This window comes from Nitrobacter vulgaris (assembly GCF_002028545.1).
Classification (GTDB): Bacteria; Pseudomonadota; Alphaproteobacteria; order Rhizobiales; family Xanthobacteraceae; genus Nitrobacter; species Nitrobacter vulgaris.
In genome coordinates this window covers 67,065-87,922 of record NZ_MWPQ01000051.1, presented here as the reverse complement: position 1 = coordinate 87,922, position 20,858 = coordinate 67,065, and the positions used below count along the sequence as shown (strand labels likewise).

The 20,858-nt window shown below is 60.7% G+C and carries 20 protein-coding genes; 11 read left to right on the top strand and 9 right to left on the bottom strand.

Annotated features, from left to right (window positions below; translation table 11 throughout):
• Positions 1–307: 307 nt before the first annotated feature.
• Complete coding sequence (locus B2M20_RS14615; RefSeq protein WP_079447773.1) at positions 308–583, bottom strand: metal-sensitive transcriptional regulator; 276 nt, start codon at positions 581–583, stop codon at positions 308–310.
• Positions 584–637: 54 nt separating this feature from the next.
• Here B2M20_RS14615 and B2M20_RS14610 point away from each other — a divergent pair, with 54 nt between their 5' ends.
• Complete coding sequence (locus B2M20_RS14610; RefSeq protein ID WP_079447772.1) at positions 638–3,121, top strand: heavy metal translocating P-type ATPase; 2,484 nt, start codon at positions 638–640, stop codon at positions 3,119–3,121.
• A gap of 28 nt (positions 3,122–3,149) precedes the next feature.
• Here B2M20_RS14610 and B2M20_RS14605 read toward each other — a convergent pair whose 3' ends face one another.
• Positions 3,150–3,587 carry a DUF2147 domain-containing protein gene (locus tag B2M20_RS14605; RefSeq protein WP_079447771.1) on the bottom strand — a complete coding sequence of 146 codons (438 nt, stop codon included), beginning with the start codon at positions 3,585–3,587 and terminating at the stop codon, positions 3,150–3,152.
• A 282-nt stretch (positions 3,588–3,869) separates the two neighbouring features.
• Between B2M20_RS14605 and B2M20_RS14600 the strand changes: the two genes are divergently transcribed.
• The 8 genes from B2M20_RS14600 (at position 3,870) to B2M20_RS19800 (ending at position 10,385) form a co-directional block, all read left to right on the top strand.
• Positions 3,870–4,475: a superoxide dismutase gene (locus B2M20_RS14600; RefSeq protein ID WP_079447770.1), complete on the top strand. Its 606-nt coding sequence runs from the start codon at positions 3,870–3,872 to the stop codon at positions 4,473–4,475.
• Positions 4,476–4,860: 385 nt separating this feature from the next.
• A complete protein-coding gene (locus B2M20_RS14595) occupies positions 4,861–5,067 on the top strand; it encodes a hypothetical protein (RefSeq protein ID WP_079447836.1) in 207 nt (68 codons plus the stop codon).
• Positions 5,061–5,816 (top strand): metal ABC transporter ATP-binding protein, encoded by a 756-nt coding sequence (locus B2M20_RS14590; RefSeq protein ID WP_079447769.1) that lies wholly within the window; start codon positions 5,061–5,063, stop codon positions 5,814–5,816. Before B2M20_RS14595 ends, B2M20_RS14590 begins: the two co-directional genes overlap by 7 nt.
• Positions 5,817–5,822: 6 nt before the next feature.
• Positions 5,823–6,692 (top strand): metal ABC transporter permease, encoded by an 870-nt coding sequence (locus tag B2M20_RS14585; RefSeq protein WP_079447768.1) that lies wholly within the window; start codon positions 5,823–5,825, stop codon positions 6,690–6,692.
• An 11-nt stretch (positions 6,693–6,703) separates the two neighbouring features.
• The gene (locus tag B2M20_RS14580; RefSeq protein ID WP_244553528.1) at positions 6,704–7,633 is read left to right on the top strand and encodes a metal ABC transporter solute-binding protein, Zn/Mn family; all 930 of its coding nucleotides are present in this window, start codon (positions 6,704–6,706) and stop codon (positions 7,631–7,633) included.
• Between the two features lie 120 nt (positions 7,634–7,753).
• Positions 7,754–8,830 (top strand): CobW family GTP-binding protein, encoded by a 1,077-nt coding sequence (locus tag B2M20_RS14575; protein WP_079447835.1) that lies wholly within the window; start codon positions 7,754–7,756, stop codon positions 8,828–8,830.
• On the top strand, positions 8,830–9,843 hold the full coding sequence (locus B2M20_RS14570; RefSeq protein ID WP_079447766.1) for a WD40 repeat domain-containing protein: 1,014 nt from the start codon (positions 8,830–8,832) through the stop codon (positions 9,841–9,843). Before B2M20_RS14575 ends, B2M20_RS14570 begins: the two co-directional genes overlap by 1 nt.
• A gap of 200 nt (positions 9,844–10,043) precedes the next feature.
• A complete protein-coding gene (locus B2M20_RS19800; protein WP_079447834.1) occupies positions 10,044–10,385 on the top strand; it encodes a single stranded DNA-binding domain-containing protein in 342 nt (113 codons plus the stop codon).
• A 69-nt stretch (positions 10,386–10,454) separates the two neighbouring features.
• Here B2M20_RS19800 and B2M20_RS14560 read toward each other — a convergent pair whose 3' ends face one another.
• From B2M20_RS14560 to B2M20_RS14535, 6 genes are all read right to left on the bottom strand, one after another.
• Complete coding sequence (locus tag B2M20_RS14560) at positions 10,455–11,891, bottom strand: homospermidine synthase (RefSeq protein WP_173816025.1); 1,437 nt, start codon at positions 11,889–11,891, stop codon at positions 10,455–10,457.
• Positions 11,892–12,034: 143 nt separating this feature from the next.
• A complete protein-coding gene (locus B2M20_RS14555) occupies positions 12,035–12,991 on the bottom strand; it encodes a cation diffusion facilitator family transporter (RefSeq protein ID WP_079447765.1) in 957 nt (318 codons plus the stop codon).
• 181 nt (positions 12,992–13,172) lie between these two features.
• Entirely contained in the window at positions 13,173–13,625 is a 453-nt protein-coding gene (rnk, locus tag B2M20_RS14550) for a nucleoside diphosphate kinase regulator (RefSeq protein ID WP_079447764.1), read from the bottom strand.
• Positions 13,626–14,022: 397 nt separating this feature from the next.
• Positions 14,023–14,622, bottom strand: a complete 600-nt coding sequence (locus B2M20_RS14545; protein ID WP_079447763.1) for a GNAT family N-acetyltransferase — start codon at positions 14,620–14,622, stop codon at positions 14,023–14,025.
• A 135-nt stretch (positions 14,623–14,757) separates the two neighbouring features.
• Positions 14,758–15,900, bottom strand: coding sequence for a type III PLP-dependent enzyme (locus B2M20_RS14540; RefSeq protein WP_079447762.1), 1,143 nt, complete (start codon positions 15,898–15,900; stop codon positions 14,758–14,760).
• Positions 15,901–16,546: 646 nt separating this feature from the next.
• Positions 16,547–16,807, bottom strand: a complete 261-nt coding sequence (locus B2M20_RS14535; protein ID WP_079447832.1) for a hypothetical protein — start codon at positions 16,805–16,807, stop codon at positions 16,547–16,549.
• Positions 16,808–16,956: 149 nt separating this feature from the next.
• Between B2M20_RS14535 and B2M20_RS14530 the strand changes: the two genes are divergently transcribed.
• On the top strand, positions 16,957–19,053 hold the full coding sequence (locus B2M20_RS14530) for a M3 family metallopeptidase (protein ID WP_079447761.1): 2,097 nt from the start codon (positions 16,957–16,959) through the stop codon (positions 19,051–19,053).
• A 21-nt stretch (positions 19,054–19,074) separates the two neighbouring features.
• Here B2M20_RS14530 and B2M20_RS14525 read toward each other — a convergent pair whose 3' ends face one another.
• The gene (locus tag B2M20_RS14525) at positions 19,075–19,473 is read right to left on the bottom strand and encodes an MAPEG family protein (protein ID WP_079447760.1); all 399 of its coding nucleotides are present in this window, start codon (positions 19,471–19,473) and stop codon (positions 19,075–19,077) included.
• Positions 19,474–19,560: 87 nt separating this feature from the next.
• On the opposite strand from B2M20_RS14525, the gene hemH reads away from it, so the two are divergent.
• Positions 19,561–20,598: a ferrochelatase gene (hemH, locus tag B2M20_RS14520; RefSeq protein ID WP_079447759.1), complete on the top strand. Its 1,038-nt coding sequence runs from the start codon at positions 19,561–19,563 to the stop codon at positions 20,596–20,598.
• Positions 20,599–20,858 lie beyond the last annotated feature (260 nt).

The window sequence follows — 20,858 nt, the reverse complement described above, 5'->3', positions numbered from 1 at the left end:
GCGTTCGACATGCGGCCGCTTGATGTGGCGGGCCGGGTCCATCAGTTCATGCTAGAGCCCGTCAAGAACGGCTGCCTCCAGTTCATCCTGGCGGAGGGCGGTGAGGTTTGCACGATTGCCCTCGCTTCGGCGGTCGCGCCGAAATGCTCCGCCGAGAAGTTTGACGAAGCTGGCTTCAACTCCTCACAGCCGCTGCAACATAGAACGTATTGGGCAGGGCGACTTCGAGAAGATTCAGATACCGCATCGATCTGATCTGGCGCATCCGATCTCGCGCATCGGGTGGACGCCGGCAGCATCTCTTCAACTATCGGTTCGTCCGCTCGATGACGGCCATCAACTCGGAGATCTTGCGCCGCTGATCGGCCTTGTTGCCGCTTGTGATCGCGTGCTCAACGCAATGCGCCACATGATCCTTCAGCACTTCCTCCTCGACGCGCCGGAGCGCGGCGCGCACGGCGGATATCTGCGTCACGATGTCGATACAATAGCGGTCTTCGTCCACCATTCGGGATAGGCCGCGTACCTGGCCCTCGATCCGGCTGAGGCGCTTTCGGCAGGATATCTTGATATTGTCGCGCATGACGGATATATACCCCTATGGGGTATAGACTGCAAGGGGACTTCGGAGATCCGGATGAACACAGCAGGGCAAGCAAAGTCCCAGGATGGAAATGACTGCGGCTGCGGTGCGGAGAAGCCGACCGCATCATCCCCCGCCGCATCGAGTGAGGCGAGTTGCTGCGGTGGGGAAGCTGCGACGGCACATGCCCATGATGCGCACGCACATCATCACGAGCAACACCATGGTCAGGCCGCCCATGCGGCCGACGTAAAAGTTCTGGATCCGGTCTGTGGCATGACGGTCGATCCGCAGACCAGCAAACATCGCTTCGACCATCATGGCTCGACCTATCATTTCTGCTCTGCCGGCTGCCGAACCAAATTCGCCGCGGCGCCGCAGTCGTATCTCGACAAGTCCAAGGCGCCGCCGGCGGATGTGCCGGAAGGCACCATCTACACCTGCCCAATGCACCCGGAAGTCCGCCAGGTTGGTCCCGGCGCCTGTCCTATCTGCGGCATGGCGCTGGAGCCTGAACTTGTGTCCCTGGACGACGCGCCTAATCCTGAACTCGCGGATATGTTGCGCCGGTTCTGGATCGGGTTGATCCTCGCGTTGCCTGTGATCGCGTTGGACATGGGTGCGCATATTGCCGGAGCGCATGGCTGGATCGGGCAAACATTATCGAACTGGATTCAGCTCGCGTTCGCGACGCCGGTGGTGATCTGGGCCGGCTGGCCGTTCTTCTTGCGTGGCTGGCAATCGCTGACGACGCGCAATCTCAACATGTTCACGCTGATCGCGATGGGCACTGGCGTCGCCTATGTCTATAGCCTTGCCGCCACCTTCGCGCCCGCGATATTCCCGCAGGCCTTTCGCGGGCATGACGGCGCGGTCGCGGTCTATTTCGAGGCGGCGGCGGTCATCACGGTTCTGGTGCTACTCGGGCAGGTGCTTGAGTTGCGCGCGCGCGAGGCAACGTCGGGAGCCATCAAGGCGCTGCTCGATCTTGCACCGAAGACCGCGCGCCGCATTGATGAGCTAGGCGCGGATCACGACGTGGCGCTTGACGACGTAGCCGTCGGTGACCGGCTTCGGGTTCGCCCCGGAGAAAAGGTGCCGGTGGACGGTGTTATCGTCGAGGGTCGCTCGTCGCTCGATGAATCTATGGTGACCGGTGAATCCATGCCGGTTGCCAGGGAAGCGGGCGCACGGGTGATCGCTGGCACCATCAACCGGTCTGGCAGCTTCGTCATGCGGACCGAGAAGGTCGGGCGCGACACGCTGTTGTCGCGGATCGTACAGATGGTAGCGCAGGCGCAGCGGTCCCGCGCTCCGATCCAGCGTTTGGCCGATCGGGTGGCCGGCTGGTTCGTGCCCGCCGTCATCGCTGCGGCCGCGGTCGCGTTCGCGGTCTGGGCCGTCGTTGGCCCCGAGCCGCGTCTGGCGTTCGGTCTGGTTGCTGCGGTGAGCGTGCTGATCATCGCCTGTCCATGTGCACTCGGGCTCGCCACGCCAATGTCGATCATGGTGGGCGTGGGACGCGGCGCGCAGGCCGGCGTCCTGATCAAGAACGCCGAAGCGCTCGAGCGCATGGAGAAGGTCGACACGCTGGTGGTCGACAAGACCGGCACCTTAACCGAGGGCAAGCCCAAGGTCGTCGCCATCGAGGTAGCGGAAGGTGTCGAGAAAGACGATCTGCTGCGTCTTGCTGCAAGCGTCGAGCGATCCAGCGAGCATCCGCTGGCGGACGCCATCGTAGCTGCGGCGAAGCACCGCAATCTGGTGCTGAACGACGTGCAGGAGTTTGACGCGCCGGCCGGAAAGGGCGTGACTGGAAAGATCGCGGGAAAAACTGTGCTGATCGGCTCAGCCGCGTTTCTCGAATCCCGGAATGTTGCCGTTCACGGCATGGCAGCATTGGCCGAAGATCTGCGCGCCGACGGCGCCACCGTCATCAATATCGCATGTGAGGGCAAGCTGGCGGGTCTGCTCGCGATTGCCGATCCTGTGAAAGCGTCAGCGCGCGCGGCTCTGAAAGCGCTGGCAGAAGACGGCATTAAGGTCATCATGCTGACCGGCGATAATCGCACCACCGCCCATGCGATCGCCAGGCAGCTTGGCATCGCCGATGTCGAGGCGGATGTTCTTCCCGAACAGAAGAGCGCGGTCGTCGCAAGACTTCGGGATGAGGGGCGTGTCGTGGCGATGGCCGGCGACGGCATCAACGATGCGCCGGCGCTTGCTACCGCCGATGTCGGCATCGCCATGGGCACCGGGACGGACATTGCAATGGAAAGCGCCGGCGTGACGCTGCTCGGGGGCGATCTCATGGGTATCGCTCGCGCCCGCCGTCTCTCTGAGACGACAATGCGCAATATTCGGCAGAACCTGTTCTTCGCCTTCATCTACAATGCGGCAGGCATTCCGATCGCAGCCGGGGTTCTCTATCCGCTTTTTGGCTTGCTGTTGTCCCCGATCGTGGCCGCCGCTGCCATGGCGCTGTCGTCAGTGAGCGTCGTCGGCAACGCGCTGCGGCTGCGCGCTGCGAGGCTTTGAAGGCGAGGGTAGGTCGGTCGTTTGTTCTTCAGCGGTGAGAGCGCGTCCAGACCTCTCCGCTGCACAACGCGCCGACGCAGCCTTCCACGCGCAGCGCGCCGGGACCCGCGACAGAGACGTTGCTGGCATAGGAGTTGCCGTCATCGGCATTGTAGATCGTGCCTGACCATTTGTTAGATTCGGTTTGCGACATGCCATGGAACAGCGGCAGTCCGATCATCGGTCGCTTGGACAGCGCGGGGTTGCGATTTTTGTCGTCGACGGCAGGTCTTCCGGTCGCGGGATCGATCGGGTTGCGTAGCCAGACAATGACGCCGCAAATTCCGCTGCGGCATTTGCTGACACGAACCTTGGCATCACCCGCCTGTGTTAACCAGATGCCGGTGGGGTCGGCCGGTGTCTGTGCGCCGGCGACAGATAACATAGCGGCAAGAATCGCAATGGCAAAGCCGGATCGCACGAGCATGACAACCACCTCCAGAGTCCCTTGGGGTGCATAACAAAAAAAACGAGTGATGCAACGTTATATGTGCAGCGAGCTATGGCCGGTCCTGGAGAAGGCAAAGGACGTAGTGACAGCGAGCTGCGCGTCTCGTGAATATGCGGCCTGCAAGACCGGCATACCCAGCGTTGACCACTCTCAAGTTATGGTATGTAACGGCTATTGTCGTACTGGCGAAGGAAACTCCTGATCAGGGGTTTTCTCTGGTCTCAATTTCAATCTCCCACCAATTCGGACAAATAACCCATGACCTTTACGCTTCCGAACCTGCCGTATTCCTATGACGCGCTTGCGCCTCATATGTCCAAAGAAACCTTGGAATATCATCATGATAAGCACCATCAGGCATATGTGACCAACGGAAATAACGCCATCAAGGGGACCGAATTCGAGGGCAAATCGCTCGAGGAGATCGTGAAAAGCTCATACGGCAAGAGTGCAGCCGTGGGCGTCTTCAACAACGCCGGTCAGCACTATAACCACCTGCATTTCTGGAACTGGATGAAGCCCAATGGCGGTGGCAATAAACTGCCCGGTCGTCTAGAGAAGAAAATCGTCGAGGATTTTGGCAGTCTGGACAAATTCAAGGCTGACTTCGCCGCGGCTGGCGCCGGACAGTTCGGTTCGGGATGGGCTTGGCTGCAAGTCAAGAATGGCAAGCTCGGAGTGTCCAAGACGCCGAACGCCGAGAATCCGCTGATTCACAACGCGACTCCCATTCTTGGCTGCGACGTTTGGGAGCACTCTTATTACATCGACTACCGCAATCGCCGTCCGGATTATCTCAAGGCGTTCCTCGATCATCTCGTGAATTGGGATTACGTCGACGAACTGTTCTCCAAGGCCGTCTGATCTATAGGCGGAGAATCTCATGAAAGGCGGCATGGCAGTGCCGCCTTTTTTTGTTGGTATGCCCGTTCGTTACATTTCTCATCAATGTTTCAGGTGGGATCGCAGCGGGTCTGCTGCGTCACCTTCTTGCATCATCGCTCGATACCGCTGTTGTACGAACACGGCGAGATCGGCTGGCCAGCCATCTACGTGCTCGGGATTGGTCGCTCGGCCTGTTTGCCGGCCTCGCGCTGCTCCGTCCACCTGACATAGGGCGACGACTGCTGGACGCCCCGTTCGCGAAGCCGCCGGCTTGCCTGCTGGCCAACCGTGATGTTATAATATAACGGTTATGGACCTCTCAATTTGGCTCCCTGGTCTCGTCCGGGGCCGGAAAGCGTATCAGGTGCTTCCTCCTCACACTCACGTCCATGGTCAAGCTCACGAGCATGGACACCCAAAGGGGCACGCCCATGGACCATCCTCGCCGCATCCGGCCCAGGCAGTGCCATGGTCGATCCTGCGGATGGCGCTGGTTGCTCGGCTGGGAACGGCGCTTGCGGTCAGCGTCGGACTTTGGGCGGCCGTACTGCTGACAACCGTGAGATGGTAGCGCAACTGCAATTTCGTGACGTCACGCTGGGGTATGAGCGGCATCCGGCCGTGCATCATCTGAGCGGTGAGATCGCGGCCGGCGCGCTGCTGGCGGTGGTCGGTCCAAACGGCGCGGGTAAATCCACGCTGTTTCGCGGCATCGTCGGCATCCTGAAGCCGCTGGCGGGATCGATCGCCTTCGGCGACCTCGACGTCCGCGACATTGCCTATTTGCCACAAAGCGCTGAGATCGATCGCAGCTTTCCGATTTCGGTGTTCGATTTCACCGGTTCTGGGTTGTGGCGAACCACCGGCGCGTTCGGCGGACTCGGCAGGCGCGAACGTCGGCGGATCGTTGAAGCTCTTGCGGTTGTCGGCCTGAACGGATTTGAAAATCGCCCCATCGGCACGCTGTCGGGTGGGCAGATGCAGCGCATGCTGTTCGCTCGGGTGCTGTTGCAAGATGCCGGCGTGATCGTCTTGGACGAGCCCTTCAATGCCATTGACGCCAAGACTTCGGCCGATTTGCTCGCTCTGGTGCGGCGTTGGCATGAGGAGAAGCGCACGGTGGTCGCGGCGCTGCACGACATGGATCTGGTGCACGCGAATTTTCCGGAGACCCTGCTGCTTGCGCGCGGCGCGGTGGCATGGGGACCGACGGCGCAGGCGTTGACGGCCGACAACCTGTCGCTGGCCCGGCAGATGTGTGAAGCTTTCGATGATGGCGCTGCTGCCTGCGCAGCGCACGTTCCGCCGCGCGCAGCTTGAGGCATCATGATCTACGACGCGCTGGTCGCTCCCTTCGCTGATTTCGAATTCATGCGCCGTGCGCTGGCGGCGGCGATCGCGCTTGCGCTAGGAGCGGCGCCAATCGGCGTGTTCCTGATGTTGAGGGGGATGAGTCTTGTCGGCGATGCGATGGCGCACGCGATCCTGCCGGGAGCGGCCATCGGTTTCCTGCTGTCGGGCCTCAATTTGTTCGCGATGACCGTCGGCGGATTAATTGCTGGGTTCGCAGTGGCGATTCTGGCGGGGGTGGTATCGCGCGTCACCGAATTGAAAGAGGATTCGTCGCTGGCAACCTTCTATCTCGCGTCGCTGGCGTTGGGTGTCACCATCGTGTCGGTCAAAGGCACCAACATCGATCTGCTTCATGTGCTCTTTGGCAATATCCTTGCGATGGACAACCAGACGCTCATGGTGATCGCGATTAATGCCACCGTGACACTTGTGGTGCTCGCGGTGATCTACCGCCCGCTGGTGATCGAATGCGTCGATCCCGTGTTTCTGCGTACGGTGAGCCGCGCCGGTGCGCCGGCGCACCTGGCGTTTCTCGGATTGGTCGTCGTTAACCTCGTCAACGGCTTCCATGCCATGGGCACCCTGCTGGCAGTCGGGTTGATGATTTTGCCGGCGGGCATCGCCCGGTTCTGGTCGCGCGACATCACCGGCATGATGATGATCGCTGTCGTTAGCGCACTGCTGTCCGGTTATGCCGGACTGGTGCTGTCGTTTCACAGCAAGGTGCCTTCGGGACCGGCAATCATCCTGGTGGCGTCGGCGTTTTATGTCGTGTCTGTGCTGTTCGGACGCGTCGGCGGGATTCTGCGACAGCTTTTTCCCGCGCCCCATCTCGAAGCGTGATGGTGGACGTCATGGCGCGGTCTCGTCTCGGAATATGGGTGATCGCGATCGTGTTGGCAGCGCTCGCGCCCGTCCGCGCCCAAGACCGCAGCGATGACCTCCACAGCGATGACCGGATTGCGGTGGTTGCGAGTTTTTCGATTCTCGGCGATTTCGCGCGGGCTGTTGGAGGCGCGCGGACCGGTGTCACAACCCTGGTCGGGACGAGCGGCGACGTGCATGTGTTTACCCCGACGCCGGCAGACGCCAAAAAGGTCGCGGCCGCGAGACTGGTCATTGTCAACGGCCTCGGCCTCGAAGGCTGGCTGCCGCGGCTGGTGCAGGCCTCTGGCGGCAACGCGGCGATCGTATTTGCGACCACAGGTGTCCCACTTCGCGCGGCCGATGCCGGTCAAACGGTGCACGGTGAGGGTTCGGCAGATCCTCATGCATGGCAGTCCGTTGCCAATGCCAAAATATACGTCGTTAATATTCGAGATGCACTGATTGCGGCCGACCCCGCGGGCGAAGCGGTCTATCGGGACAACGCCGCCGACTATCTCGCGAAATTGGATGCGCTGGATCAGGAGGTTCGCGAGGCAGTGGCCCGGATTCCGCCAGAGCGTCGCAAAGTGATCTCGGCCCACAATGCCTTCACCTATTTCGAGGCGGCCTATGGCATCGCTTTCATCGCTCCGCAGGGCGTATCGACCGACAGTGAGGCGAGCGCGCGCGATATCGCCGCCACGGTCACGCAGATCAGGACCGCTAAAATCCCGGCCGTGTTTCTGGAAAATCTCAGCGATCCGCGGCTGATCAGCCAAATCGCCACTGAGGCCGGGGCACGGGTCGGAGGGACGCTCTATTCTGACAGTTTGAGCGATGAAAAGGGCGACGCCCCCACTTACATTGCCATGGTCCGGCATAATATAAAGGCGTTGATGAGCGCGCTGGCGGAATAGTCGCGGGCTTGCCTTCCCCAGGAAGGATCGCGAAGCGGCTCGTGTGGTCGCCGAGTGCTGCGCGTGCTATTCAACCCCACCTCCCTCCGCAAGGTGAGCGGAACAGCCCCGAGTTCATTGATGTCTGACATAAACGCCTCCGCCTCGACAAAAATTCCCGTAACCGTGCTGACAGGCTATCTCGGCGCCGGCAAAACCACGCTTTTGAACCGTATCCTGTCTGAAAATCACGGCAAGAAATACGCCGTGATCGTCAACGAATTCGGCGAAATCGGCATCGACAACGATCTGATTATCGGCGCCGACGAGGAAGTGTTCGAAATGAACAATGGCTGCGTCTGCTGCACGGTGCGCGGCGACCTGGTGCGTATTCTCGAAGGCCTGATGAAACGCAAGGGCAAGTTTGACGCCATCATCGTCGAGACTACGGGTCTTGCCGATCCTGCGCCGGTAGCGCAGACTTTCTTCGTTGACGAAGACGTGCAGAACAATGCGCGCCTTGATGCCGTGGTGACGGTGGCCGACGCCAAGTGGCTGAGCGAGCGGCTGAAGGATGCGCCCGAGGCAAAAAACCAGATCGCCTTCGCCGACGTCATCGTTTTGAACAAGACCGATCTGGTGTCGGCACCGGAGCTGGCCGAGGTGGAAGCGCGGATTCGCGGCATCAATCCCTACGCCAAGCTGCATCGTACCGAGCGCTGCCAGGTGGCGTTGTCGGATGTTCTGGAACGCGGTGCGTTCGATCTCGACCGGATCCTCGAGCTCGAGCCGGATTTCCTCGAGAATGACGGTCACGACCATCATCACCACCACGATCATGACCATCACGACCACGACCATCATGGTCACGATCATCACGATCACGATCATGGCCACGGTTCGAAGCATTATCACGACGAGGAGATGCAGTCGCTGTCTCTGCGTTCGGACAAGCCGCTCGAGCAGGACAAGTTCATGCCTTGGCTGCAGGAGCTCCTGGCGGCGGAGGGACAAAAGATTCTGCGGTCGAAAGGTATTATGGCGTTTAGCGGTGACGACGATCGCTACGTCTTCCAGGGCGTCCACATGATGCTGGAGGGCAGCCGCCAGCGTGCATGGAAGCCTGACGAGAAGCGGGAGAGTCGTCTCGTCTTCATTGGCCGCGAATTGCCGGAAGCCTTGATCCGTGAAGGCTTTCAGAACTGCATCGCCGCGTGATGAAAGACACCGCTCAGCAGCAGCACGCGATGGCCTCAATTGGCGAGCGCGTGCGTCCCGTCACCATCGGTTCACCGGTGGCAGCCCTCTACTTCATCGGTGATCGCGCCGCGTTCGTCGGCGACGAGGAAACAATCACGCTCGTCTCCGGCGACGGCGAGAAGGTCGCGGTGACCGTTCATGGCGGCGCGATCCTGTCGTCGGTTTCGGATGGTAAACGGATCGTCACGGGTGGCGACGACGGCAAGGTTGTCGCACTCGACATGAATGGCGAGAGTTCGGTTCTCGTGACCGACGCAAAGCGCCGCTGGATCGACAACGTCGCGGTCCACCACGATGGCGCGCTTGCATGGTCCGCTGGCAAGACCGCTTTCTTGCGCGGCCTTAAGGGTGAGGAAAAGTCGATCGAAGCACCTTCGAGTGTTGGAGGACTTGCGTTCGCGCCGAAGGGCTTACGACTCGCGCTTGCGCACTACAACGGCGTGTCACTGTGGTTTCCGAACATGACGGCTGCGCCAGAGCGGCTGGAATGGGCCGGCTCGCATCTCGGCGTCACCTTCAGTCCCGACGGCAGGTTTATCGTCACCACCATGCACGAGCCGGCGCTGCATGGTTGGCGGCTGGCCGATGCGCAGCATATGCAAATGACTGGCTATCCCAGCCGCGTCAAATCCATGTCATGGGCCATGGCTGGAAAATTTCTGGCGACATCTGGCGCGGACCGGGTGGTGGTTTGGCCCTTTGCCAGCAAAGACGGACCGATGGACAAGGAGCCGGTTATGCTGGCTCCGTTGCAGACCCGCGTCACTGCGGTCGCTTGCCATCCGACCCAAGACTTTCTCGCCGCCGGATACGAGAACGGCATCATCTTGATGGTGCGGATCACAAACGGCGCCAAGGTTGTCGTCCGCCACGACGGTGATGCAGCTGTCACGGCGCTGGCATGGAATGCGAAGGGCTCGATGCTGGCCTTTGCCCTGCAGAACGGCGACGCGGGGCTGGTCGATCTCTAAGAACCTTCCCGCTTCTGATAGGATCAGAAGCGGGGCTATTCTACTGTGACGCGTTGTCTTGGCGCGAACCGGTAATCCACTTCGCTCGAAAACGCTTTACGCGATAGATTTGTTGAGGCCGGCTCTAAGGTTGGTTTCGAAAGGGAACTTTGCGCGCGACGAGTTGTTGGTCTCTGACCATAGCGGTGGGGAGCCTCATGATGGCGAGCAAACGCAACGGCGATACGAAAAAAGACAACGATGCGAAAGCTGGTCTGACGACCGTGCTCATCGCCGCTATCGGTTTGATGGTGTCCGGTATCTCCCTGTCGTTCGCGCAGGGAGAGAGAGTGATCGCGCAGACGTCGCCACCGCAAACCCAGCCTGTGCCCGCCGGTAAAGAGAATGGTCCGGCCGAATCAAAGCCGGGCGGTACCCGTCCGACGACGCCCGCGCCTGAACCTGCACGGCCCGATTCTGATGAGGCGGGGCATGCAAACCCTCAACCGGCGCTGCCTCCCGCGCCGGCAGAGAAGGTCGCTCCACCGATTAACGGACATTAAGAGCCGCAGGCCGGACGAAACCTCTCCTGCCTGCGCATGGGCTGTTTGTTCTCCCGTATCTCGCACGGATTACCGAACCAGAACGTTTCTGAACTGCCATGGATCCGCTGTATCGATGTCCTCCGGAAAGAGTCCGGGGCGATCGGTCAGCGGTGTCCAGTCGGTGTAATAGCCCTTTACAGGACCGAGATAGGGACGCTGGATTTCGAGGCAGCGGCGGAAGTCCATCTCGTCGGCCTCGACGATGCCGGCTTCCGGATTTTCCAGCGCCCAAACCATGCCGGCCAGCACCGCGGATGAGACCTGCATGCCGGTGGCGTTCTGATAAGGCGCAACGCGGCGGGTTTCTTCGATCGAGAGTTGCGAGCCGAACCAATAGGCGTTCTTGCTGTGGCCGTACACCAGCACGCCAAGCTCGTCTATGCCGTCAACGATCTCCGTTTCATCGAGGATGTGCCACTTCGGCTGCATCTTGCCTTCCGCACCGAACATCTCGTGCAACGACAGCACCGCGTCGTTCGCCGGGTGATAGGCATAGTGGCAGGTCGGGCGATAGATCACCTTCTGGCCGTCGCGCACCGTGAAGTAGTCGGCGATCGAGATCGCCTCGTTGTGCGTGACCAGAAAACCATACTGTGCTTCCGGCGTTGGGCACCATGAACGTACGCGCGTGTTGGCGCCGGGTTGCAGCAGATAGATCGCGGCCTGACATCCAGTGTCGTGCTTGCGGCCGTTTTCGGGCATCCACTTTTCATGTGTGCCCCAGCCAAGTTCGGCGGGTTGCATTCCTTCGGAGACGAATCCCTCCACCGACCAGGTATTGACGAACACATTCATCGGCCTCGGCGTCTTCGAACGCTGGGTGTCGCGCTCGGCGATGTGAATGCCCTTGACGCCGAGCTTGTGCGCGAGCTGGCCCCAGCCTTCGCGGCTCTTCGGTTCGTTGAACGCTGTGTTCGTATCGCGCGCGATGTCGAGCAGCGCCTGTTTGACGAACCACGACACCATGCCGGGGTTGGCGCCGCAGGTGGAAACCGCGGTGGTGCCGCCTTCGCTCTTGCGCTTGGCGGCGAGCAACGTTTCGCGCAGCGCGTAGTTGGAGCGCTTTTCGGGGCCAGCGCTCTTGTCGAAATAGAATCCGAGCCACGGCTCGACCACGGTGTCGATGTAGAGTGATCCGATCTCGCGACACATGGTCATGAGATCGACTGAGCCGGTATCGACCGACAGATTGACGCAGAAGCCCTGACCGCCGCCTTCCGTCAGCAGGGGAACCAGAACATCATGATAGTTGTCGCGGGTAATGGCCTGCCTGATGAATCTGACGCCGTGTTTTTTTGCCAGCGTATCGTCCGCATGCGGATCGACGATGACGAATCGCGACTTGTCGAACTCGAAATGCTTCTCGATCAGCGGCAGAGTGCCTTTTCCGATCGAACCGAATCCGATCATGACGATCGGCCCGGTGATGCGTGCATGCACGGACGAAGCATTGGACGACATCATATATCTCCAGATTGTCGGGAAATTGCGCGCCCGCAAAAGCGGCCGCTGAGCATCCCTGAAAACGATAAAACGCCGATGAAATCAAGGCCCCGCGCACGGTTCCGCGATGTCATGCCGCGGTCATATGATTATAGATGTCATAATCATACGACATGGTCGGGCGCGAGCGCGCATTCGACGTCGACGGATGTTTCGATTTGCAGCGTGGCATGGCCGATTCCAAATCGATGCTGCAACTCATGGCAGGTCTCGATCAAGAAGGCATCGCCTGGGTTTCCAGCCGGCATGACAAGGTGAGCGGTCAGCGCTGTTTCGGTGGTACTCATCGCCCAGATATGAAGGTCGTGAATCGAGGCAACGCCGGAATGTCCGGTGAGGAAGGCGCGCACCGCGGCCGGATCGATGCCCGAAGGTACGGCGGCCAGTGTCATCGCGGTACTTTCGCGCAGAAGGCTCCATGTGCCCGCGACGATGACCGCGACGATGACGAGACTCATCGCCGGATCGAGCCAAAGCCATCCCGTCGCCATGATCGCGGTGGCAGCCAGAACCACGCCGAACGAAACGGCGGCATCCGCCATCATATGCAGATAGGCGCCCCGAATATTGAGATCGGTGTTGCGGCCCGATGCGAACAGCCACGCGGTGATGCCGTTGATGATGATTCCGGTGGCGGCGACAACGATCACGGTCAGGCTCTCAATCGGCTCGGGATGGATCAGGCGCTGGATCGCCTCGAGCAGGATCGCTCCGCATGCGATCAGCAAAAGGATCGCATTCGCGAGCGCCGCCAGGATCGATGTTTTGCGAAGGCCATAGGTCAGACGCGGCGTCGGCGGGCGCTGCGATAGTACGGCTGCGATCCACGCCACCAGCAATCCAAGCACGTCGGATAGATTGTGTCCCGCATCGGCGAGCAGCGCGGTGGAGTTTGCAACGAAGCCGTAGCCGGCCTCAATCAGGACGAAGGCCGCATTCAGACCGATTCCGATCGCGAAGGCACGACCGAAATTTGCGATCTGACCATGGTCACCATGAGTATGCCCGCCATGACCATGACAAGCACGATGGGAATGGTCATTATGGTGGCCGCCCGTCATGCGCCAAGTCTATAGCGTTTTGAAGCGAACTGGACAACGCGGCGATCGGAAGCTGGATTCCGGTTTTAGTGCCATCAAAGCCGGAAATAACACGCTGCTGACGACTGCGCATGGTCACCGGGCCTGATTTTGATAACGTCGTGCGCCTGCCCCTAACAGGGTGGAGACAGGCGCATGACTGCTATTTACGGTCCGCCATTGGCCAGTGCGACCAGACAGCGATCACGGTCAGCGAACGCCATCCGCCGGAGGGGGTTTGAAATTCGATGCTCTGTCCCGTAGACAGGCCGATAAGGGCCGCGCCGACAGGTGTGAGAATCGAGATCTTGCCGGCATCGACGTCGGCGTCTTCCGGATAAACAAGAACGACTTTACGCTTTTCGCCGCTGATGTCGTCGACGAACGTCACTTCGGATTGCATCGTCACGAGATTGACCTTGCGCCTCAGGCCGCTGATGTCGTCGATGACGGAGCGATCGGCGGGAATGATTTCGGCGCGGTCGATTTCCCGGGCGAGAAATTCTGCCGTCGTGGGATGTTTCTCCATCGCAGCTTCGGCAAGGTGCCGCAAGCGGTCGATATCGTGTGTGCTAATGGCGATGGCGGGGAGGCGTATCTGCAGATTGTCGAGCATGTCTTTCACCGCGAGTTGGTCGTAGTGAATGATCGTCTGTTGATTAGACGATCACCGACGACGACGGCACAACATGCGATGCAAGGCATCGCTCGATGTGCCTAAGAAACAATGGTCAGGTGGGAATGCGGTCGAACTTGAATAATCCCGGACGGCACACGTCCGCCCGGGTCACCTTCCTGCGTGAAGGTGACCAGCGCGCAGCAACAAACGATTATTGCAAACGTTCGACATGATCATGCCAACGTAGGGTGATCCACGTGGAAGTCAATACTCCGGCTGGACCAGGGCATTATATCCCTCGGCGAGAGCACGGCGTTTGTCGAATTCCGTCCTCGGCGCGAGCGTTGCTTACACGCGCCCGCTCTTGAAACGAGCATCGTCCGTCGTGATGTGTTCATGCCGCGCACGGCATCGGCCGCGCAATTTCCCGGGCGTGAGCTCGCCGCATTTTCGAAACCCGAGCGCCTGTCGGTACGATCAGGCCAGAAGCGCCTTCAAGCGCAGCCTTGCGCAGTTCGACAGCGAGCAGCCGGTCGCGCTCGAACGGGCCGGGCAGGAGAAGGTTGCCAGTTTTGAATGCCGAGAAACCGAAGCGCGCGTAATACGGCGCATCGCCAAGCAGGATTACGGCGCCATGGCCGTGCGCCTGCGCAAGCTCGAGCGCGCGCTCCATCAATGCGGCTCCCACGCCAAGCTTGCGATGGGACGCAGCGACCGCGAGAGGACCGAGCGCCAGCGCGGCGACACCCTCGGCGCTGACGTGCCACAGCCGCACGGTTCCAATCAGCTTGCCGTTATTAACCGCCGCTAAAGCGAGGTCCTCGGCCGGTTTCCGTCCGTCACGCAGACGCTGGCAGGTCCGCGCATGGCGGCCGTCGCCGAAGCTTGCGTCGAGCAATGTTTCGCGCGCGGCGACGTCGGAAGGGCGCTCCGCGCGGATCGCGAAGGAAGAAATTTCGCTGTGGGCGACGATTTTCTTGAGAACAGCATTCATGGCGCGTCATCCCCACTCTGGCGACTCGAATAGCCGCGCGGAGTTTGTCAGCAATCATTGTGATGGGGGGAAGCCGGTGGACCGGCTTCCGGTTTCTCTTTCAGCTCTCCGCGAACGGAGAGGAAGAGCTTGCGCTCAGATGTGATAGGTCTTCAGCGGCGGAAAGCCGTTGAAGGCCACCGAAGAGTAGGTCGACGTATAAGCGCCGGTGCCTTCGATCAGCAGCTTGTCGCCGATCTCGAGCGTCACGGGCAATGGATACGGCTGCTTCTCGTAGAGCACGTCGGCGGAGTCGCAGGTCGGGCCTGCCAGCACGCATGGTGTCATCTCGGCGCCATCATGCGGCGTCCTGATTGCGTAGCGGATCGATTCGTCCATGGTCTCCGCGAGGCCGCCGAACTTACCGATGTCGAGATAGACCCAGCGGTTCTCGTCACCGACGCTCTTCTTTGAGATCAGAACAACCTCAGCCTCGATCACGCCGGCGTTGCCGACCATGCCGCGGCCCGGCTCGATGATGGTCTCAGGGATCTGATTGCCGAAGTGCTTGCGCAGTGCGCGGAAAATCGATCGGCCGTACTGCACGACCGGCGGAACTTCCTTCAGGTACCTCGTCGGGAAGCCCCCGCCCATGTTGACCATGGTCAGGTTGATGCCACGTTCGCCGCAGTCGCGGAACACTTGCGAGGCCATCGTCAGAGCACGATCCCAAGCTTTCACCTTGCGCTGCTGCGAACCGACATGGAACGAAATGCCGACCGGTTCGAGACTTAGGCGTTTAGCGAGATCAAGCACCTCGACCGCCATCTCCGGATCGCAGCCGAACTTGCGCGACAGCGGCCACTCGGCACCCGCACAATCATAGAGGATACGGCAGAACACCTTCGCCCCCGGAGCGGCGCGGGCGATCTTCTCGACCTCCGCATTGCAATCCACCGCGAACAAACGAATGCCGAGCGCATAGGCGCGCGCGATATCGCGCTCCTTCTTGATGGTGTTGCCGAAGGAGATACGATCCGGCGTCGCGCCGGCAGCAAGCGCCATTTCGATTTCGGCGACGGTCGCGGTGTCGAAGCACGACCCGAGCGAGGCAAGCAGGCTCAACACCTCGGGTGCAGGGTTTGCCTTCACGGCGTAGAACACGCGCGAGTCCGGCAACGCCTTCGCGAAGGTCTGGTAGTTGTCGCGCACGATGTCGAGATCGACCACGAGGCAGGGCTCGGTATCGTCTCCTTTGCTGCGACGGTCGCGCAGGAATTCCCGAATGCGTTCGGTCATAGCACCCTCCAAACGGTCCAGCGACGGACTCGTTCAAAATGACGTCGGCCTGAACGTTCTGGCGTCGTCGCACGATGGAGACGCGACAACGCCTTGAGCTCAGATCAACTGTGCTGCCGTGGATTGGTTGGGATGATCCCGCCCGCACACCTGGCAATGAAGGACAAGTCTTTTCAGTAGCCCGCGCCGGCGGTGGAAAGCCGGTAGAGACCAAAAAAGCCCGATCCGTCGTTGCTTTAAGTCGCGTCCCCCGTTGAGAGCGGGGTGCACCGGTTCGCCTCCGGCTGCCAGTCACGGTTGCAAGGAATAAAGCGCCTTCAATGGCATCCCTGGAGAGAGATGCTGGCCTCTCAGTCTCGATCGACTGAGCGACCCTCGGCCACTTCACCCTTGGCGGCTGTCCGGCCTCTTGTCCGGATACCCACCGACTGACACACGACCACAGGCACGTGCGAAATTGGGCAGGAACAGAGATAAGTCTTTTGATCAGGCTTCGCAACATTTTTCTTGGAACGAAGCTGTTTCTCCACGCCGTCGTCGATAGACGCGTTCGTGCGCCAATGATGAAGAGTTTAAAGTTGTTTAATGAAACGTCGGATGATGCGTACGAAGGATGCGGGTTGACCCTGTGCCGCAGCGGTTTGTCTCAGACTCGCCGTACGAAGGGCTCGACGCGTTGGGCGGCGCGGATGAAATTGATCATGACGAACACGCCGATCACGAACAGCACCGCTTGCAGGATATGGCCCTCCGTCTCGCTCAGTCCGAACAGAATCGCGAGCGCCCAGCCGCCGGCGAACGCTGCGCCGAACACTTCCGCGCCGATCAGTATCGCAGCCGAAATGACGGTGATGACGCTGGGCCAGATGATCTGGCGTGTGGCGGAAGGGGTTGGTTGTGAGCCCATGTCGGAGAATCCCGTTGCGACCGCAATGTCTCCGAAAATGCCTGCCGCGGCAAGCGCCAAAGGCCCCAAAGAGCCCCATCGCGTGTTATAGTTTTGGTGCCTTTGGATCGCGGCAAAAATGTGCAGCAACGGGCGAAAGCAGGACCGCCATGTCAGACACGCCTCAATCGTCGCCTATCGTTTCCGCCTCAGGCCCGGACAACCCGCTGCTGAAGGCGTGGCAGACGCCTTTCCAGACCGCGCCGTTCGGCGAGATCGGGCCTGAACACTTTTTGCCCGCCTTCGAACAGGCGTTCATCGACCATGCCGCCGAGGTCGCCGCTATCACCCACGATCCGTCGGCACCGGACTTCGCCAACACCATCATCGCGCTGGAACGCTCCGGCAGGCTGCTCGCGAAGGTCTCGGCAATATTTTACAATCTGGTGTCGGCGCACTCCAATCCGGAGCTGCTCGAGATCGACAAGGATGTCTCCTCGCGTTTGGCGCGGCATTGGAACCCGATCATGATGAACGCGGTGCTGTTCGGCCGCATCGCGCAACTCCACGAGAATCGCACCGCGCTCGGACTGACGGCCGAACAGTTACGACTGCTGGAACGCACCTACACGCGCTTCCACCGGGCTGGCGCCGGTCTCGACGAGGCCGCGAAGGCGCGGATGGCCGCGATCAACGAAAGGCAGGCTCATCTCGGCACCACCTTCAGCCACCATCTCCTCCGCGACGAACAGGAGTGGTTCCTCGAACTCGGCGAAGATGATCTAGACGGCCTGCCGGACAGCTTCATTGCAGCGGCGCGCGCCGCTGCGGAGGAACGCGTGCTGCCCGGCAAGGCCATCGTGACCACCTCGCGCTCCTCGGTGGAGACGTTTCTCAAGAGCTCGCGCCGCCGCGATCTGCGCGAAAAAGTCTACAAGGCATTCACCGCCCGCGGCGACAACGGCAACGCCAACGACAACAACGCAACCATCGTGGAGATCCTCGCGCTTCGCGAGGAAGCCGCACAACTCCTGGGCTACCCTAGCTTCGCCGTCTATCGGCTTGAGGATTCGATGGCCAAGACGCCGGAAGCCGCCCGTGGTCTTCTGGAGCGGGTCTGGAAGCCGGCCCGCGCGCGGGCGCTTGCCGACCGGGATGCCTTGCAGGGCTTGATCGCGGAGGAGGGCGGCAACTTCACCCTCGCGTCTTGGGACTGGCGTTACTACGCTGAAAAGCTGCGCCAGATCCGCGCTGATTTCGACGATGCCGCGATCAAGCCCTATCTGACACTGGAGGGCATGATCGCCGCGGCCTTCGATTGCGCGCATCGGCTGTTCGGGCTCTCTTTCTCAGAGCGCAAGGACATTCCGACCTGGCATCCGGACGTCCGGGTTTGGGAAGTGATGGACGCGGCCGGCAAGCATCAGGCGCTGTTCTATGGCGACTACTTCGCACGAGCCTCGAAGCGGTCCGGCGCCTGGATGACGACGCTGCGCGACCAGCAGACGCTCGACGGCGACATCGCGCCACTGGTGATCAACGTCTGCAATTTCGCCAAGGGTGCGGATGACCAGCCTGCGCTGCTGTCGCCGGACGATGCGCGCACGCTGTTCCATGAATTCGGACACGGCCTGCACGGCATGCTTTCAAATGTCACTTATCCCTCGCTGTCGGGCACCAGCGTGTTTACTGATTTCGTAGAGCTGCCCTCACAGCTCTACGAACACTGGCAGGAACAGCCGCAAGTGCTGCGACAGTTCGCAAAACACTACCAGACCGGAGAGCCACTTCCGGACGATCTGCTTGAGCGCTTCCTTGCGGCGCGACAGTTCAATCAGGGTTTTGCCACCATCGAATTCGTCGCTTCGGCGCTGATGGATCTGGAGTTTCACAGCCAGCCGGCCTCGACGATTTCCGATGTCGGAGCGTTCGAACGGGCCGGGCTGGAAAAGATCGGGATGCCGGCGGAAATCGCGATGCGGCACCGGCCGACCCAGTTCGGCCACATCTTCTCCGGAGATCACTACGCGGCTGGCTATTACAGCTATATGTGGTCGGAGGTGATGGACGCCGATGCGTTCGGAGCCTTCGAGGAGACCGGAGACATCTTCGATCAGCAGACGGCTAAGCGGCTGCACGATGATATTTATTCGTCGGGCGGTTCCCGCGATCCGGCAGAAGCCTACATCGCCTTCCGCGGCCGCAAACCGGAGCCGGAGGCGCTGTTGCGGCGACGTGGGTTGCTGGAAACGCCGCAGGCGGCTTAGAGGAGCTAACTTGCGCGCGTGTCATGAAGGCAGCCAGTGCCGGATCGCCGGCAGGAAGAAGATCGCGGTGTTGATGGCAAAGCCGATGCTCCAGAGGATCGACCGCAGCGTCGGTCGGTCGCCGATATAGGTCACAACGTAAGCGGCGCGGACGATCAGGAACAGGACCGCCAGTTCATCGACCAGATGCTGAGGCGCGGCGCGAAACTCCGAAAGCAGCACGGCTACCGCGAAAAACGGAAAGGTTTCGATGCCGTTGAGGTGTGCCCCGAGCGCTCGGGCACGCAGCGGATCGTCGTAAAATCCCGGATCGCGCGGGCGGCCGTTGTCGAAACCGGGAGAGCCCAGCGCCTTGAACGGTACGATCGTCAGCAGGTACAGAATGACCGCACCGAAGATGCACCATTCGGCAACCGTCATGGCAATCCCCTTCGCGGTCAATTTCGCAACAGTATCGGCAGATGCGCGGGCTTGACAAGAACGGGCAGGCGCGCGAATCCAGACGGTATGACGGTCGTTATTCCTATTGGTAAGGGTCGAACCGCGGCGGGTGCGCCGCGCGAGCGCGTCGGCGTTTTGCTCGTCAATCTCGGTACACCCGACACCGCCGATGCGCGCGGCTTGCGGGTCTATCTGAAGGAATTCCTGTCCGATCCGCGCGTGATCGAGAAGCAAGGCCTGATCTGGAAGCTGGCGCTGAACGGTGTCATTCTGAATACCCGTCCGCGCCGCAAGGCGCGCGACTACCTGAAGATCTGGAATACCGAGCGGAACGAGTCGCCGCTCAAGACCATTACGCGCGCGCAGTCCGACAAGCTGGGGGCTGCGATCACGGACCACGAGCACGTCGTCGTCGATTGGGCGATGCGTTATGGTAATCCGTCGATGCACTCGCGCATCGCAGCGCTGACGGCACAGGGCTGCGACAGGTTACTTGTGGTGCCGCTCTATCCACAGTATTCGGCCGCGACGACGGCCACCGTATGCGACGAGGCGTTTCGCGTGCTCGGCGAGATGCGCGCGCAGCCGACACTGCGGGTGACGCCGCCCTATTACGACGATCCCGACTATGTCGACGCGCTGGCGGTTTCAATCGAGAGGCATATCGCCTCGCTCTCGTTCACGCCCGAGATCATCATGGCGTCATTCCACGGAATGCCGCAGGCGTATGTCGACAAGGGCGATCCTTATCAGGCGCAATGCGTGGCGACCACGGAGGCCCTGCGTAAACGCATGGGGCTTGATGCGAAAAAGTTGATGCTGACGTTCCAGTCGCGCTTCGGCTTCGATCAATGGCTGCAGCCCTACACCGACAAGACCGTTGAGAAACTGGCGAAGGACGGCGTTAAGCGTATCGCCATTGTCACGCCTGGCTTCTCGGCGGACTGTCTGGAAACGCTGGAGGAAATCGCGCAGGAGAATGCGGAAATCTTCCGCCACAATGGCGGTGAGGAGTTTAGTGCGATTCCCTGCCTGAACGACAGCGATCCAGGCATGGATGTTATCCGGAAACTGGTGCTGCGCGAGCTTCAGGGCTGGATCTAGGCCACATCACTGCTCTTCATTCCGAAGACACAGAGCGCTGATCCTGACCACTGGTCTTTGCGGTTCTCGGCAGCCGGATTCGGGAACGACGGTGTTAAGTCTCTAGTCGTTCTAAAGCGTGCGTCCCTTTTTGCGCGCGAACCGAGAAACCATGATCGCCATGGTTTCTGTTGTCTCTCGATTTTGCTCAGTCGAACCTTACATCTATCGGTGGCGACTAACCGGGAGTTCACAGCTTTGCATTATGCGGGTGGCGCGGG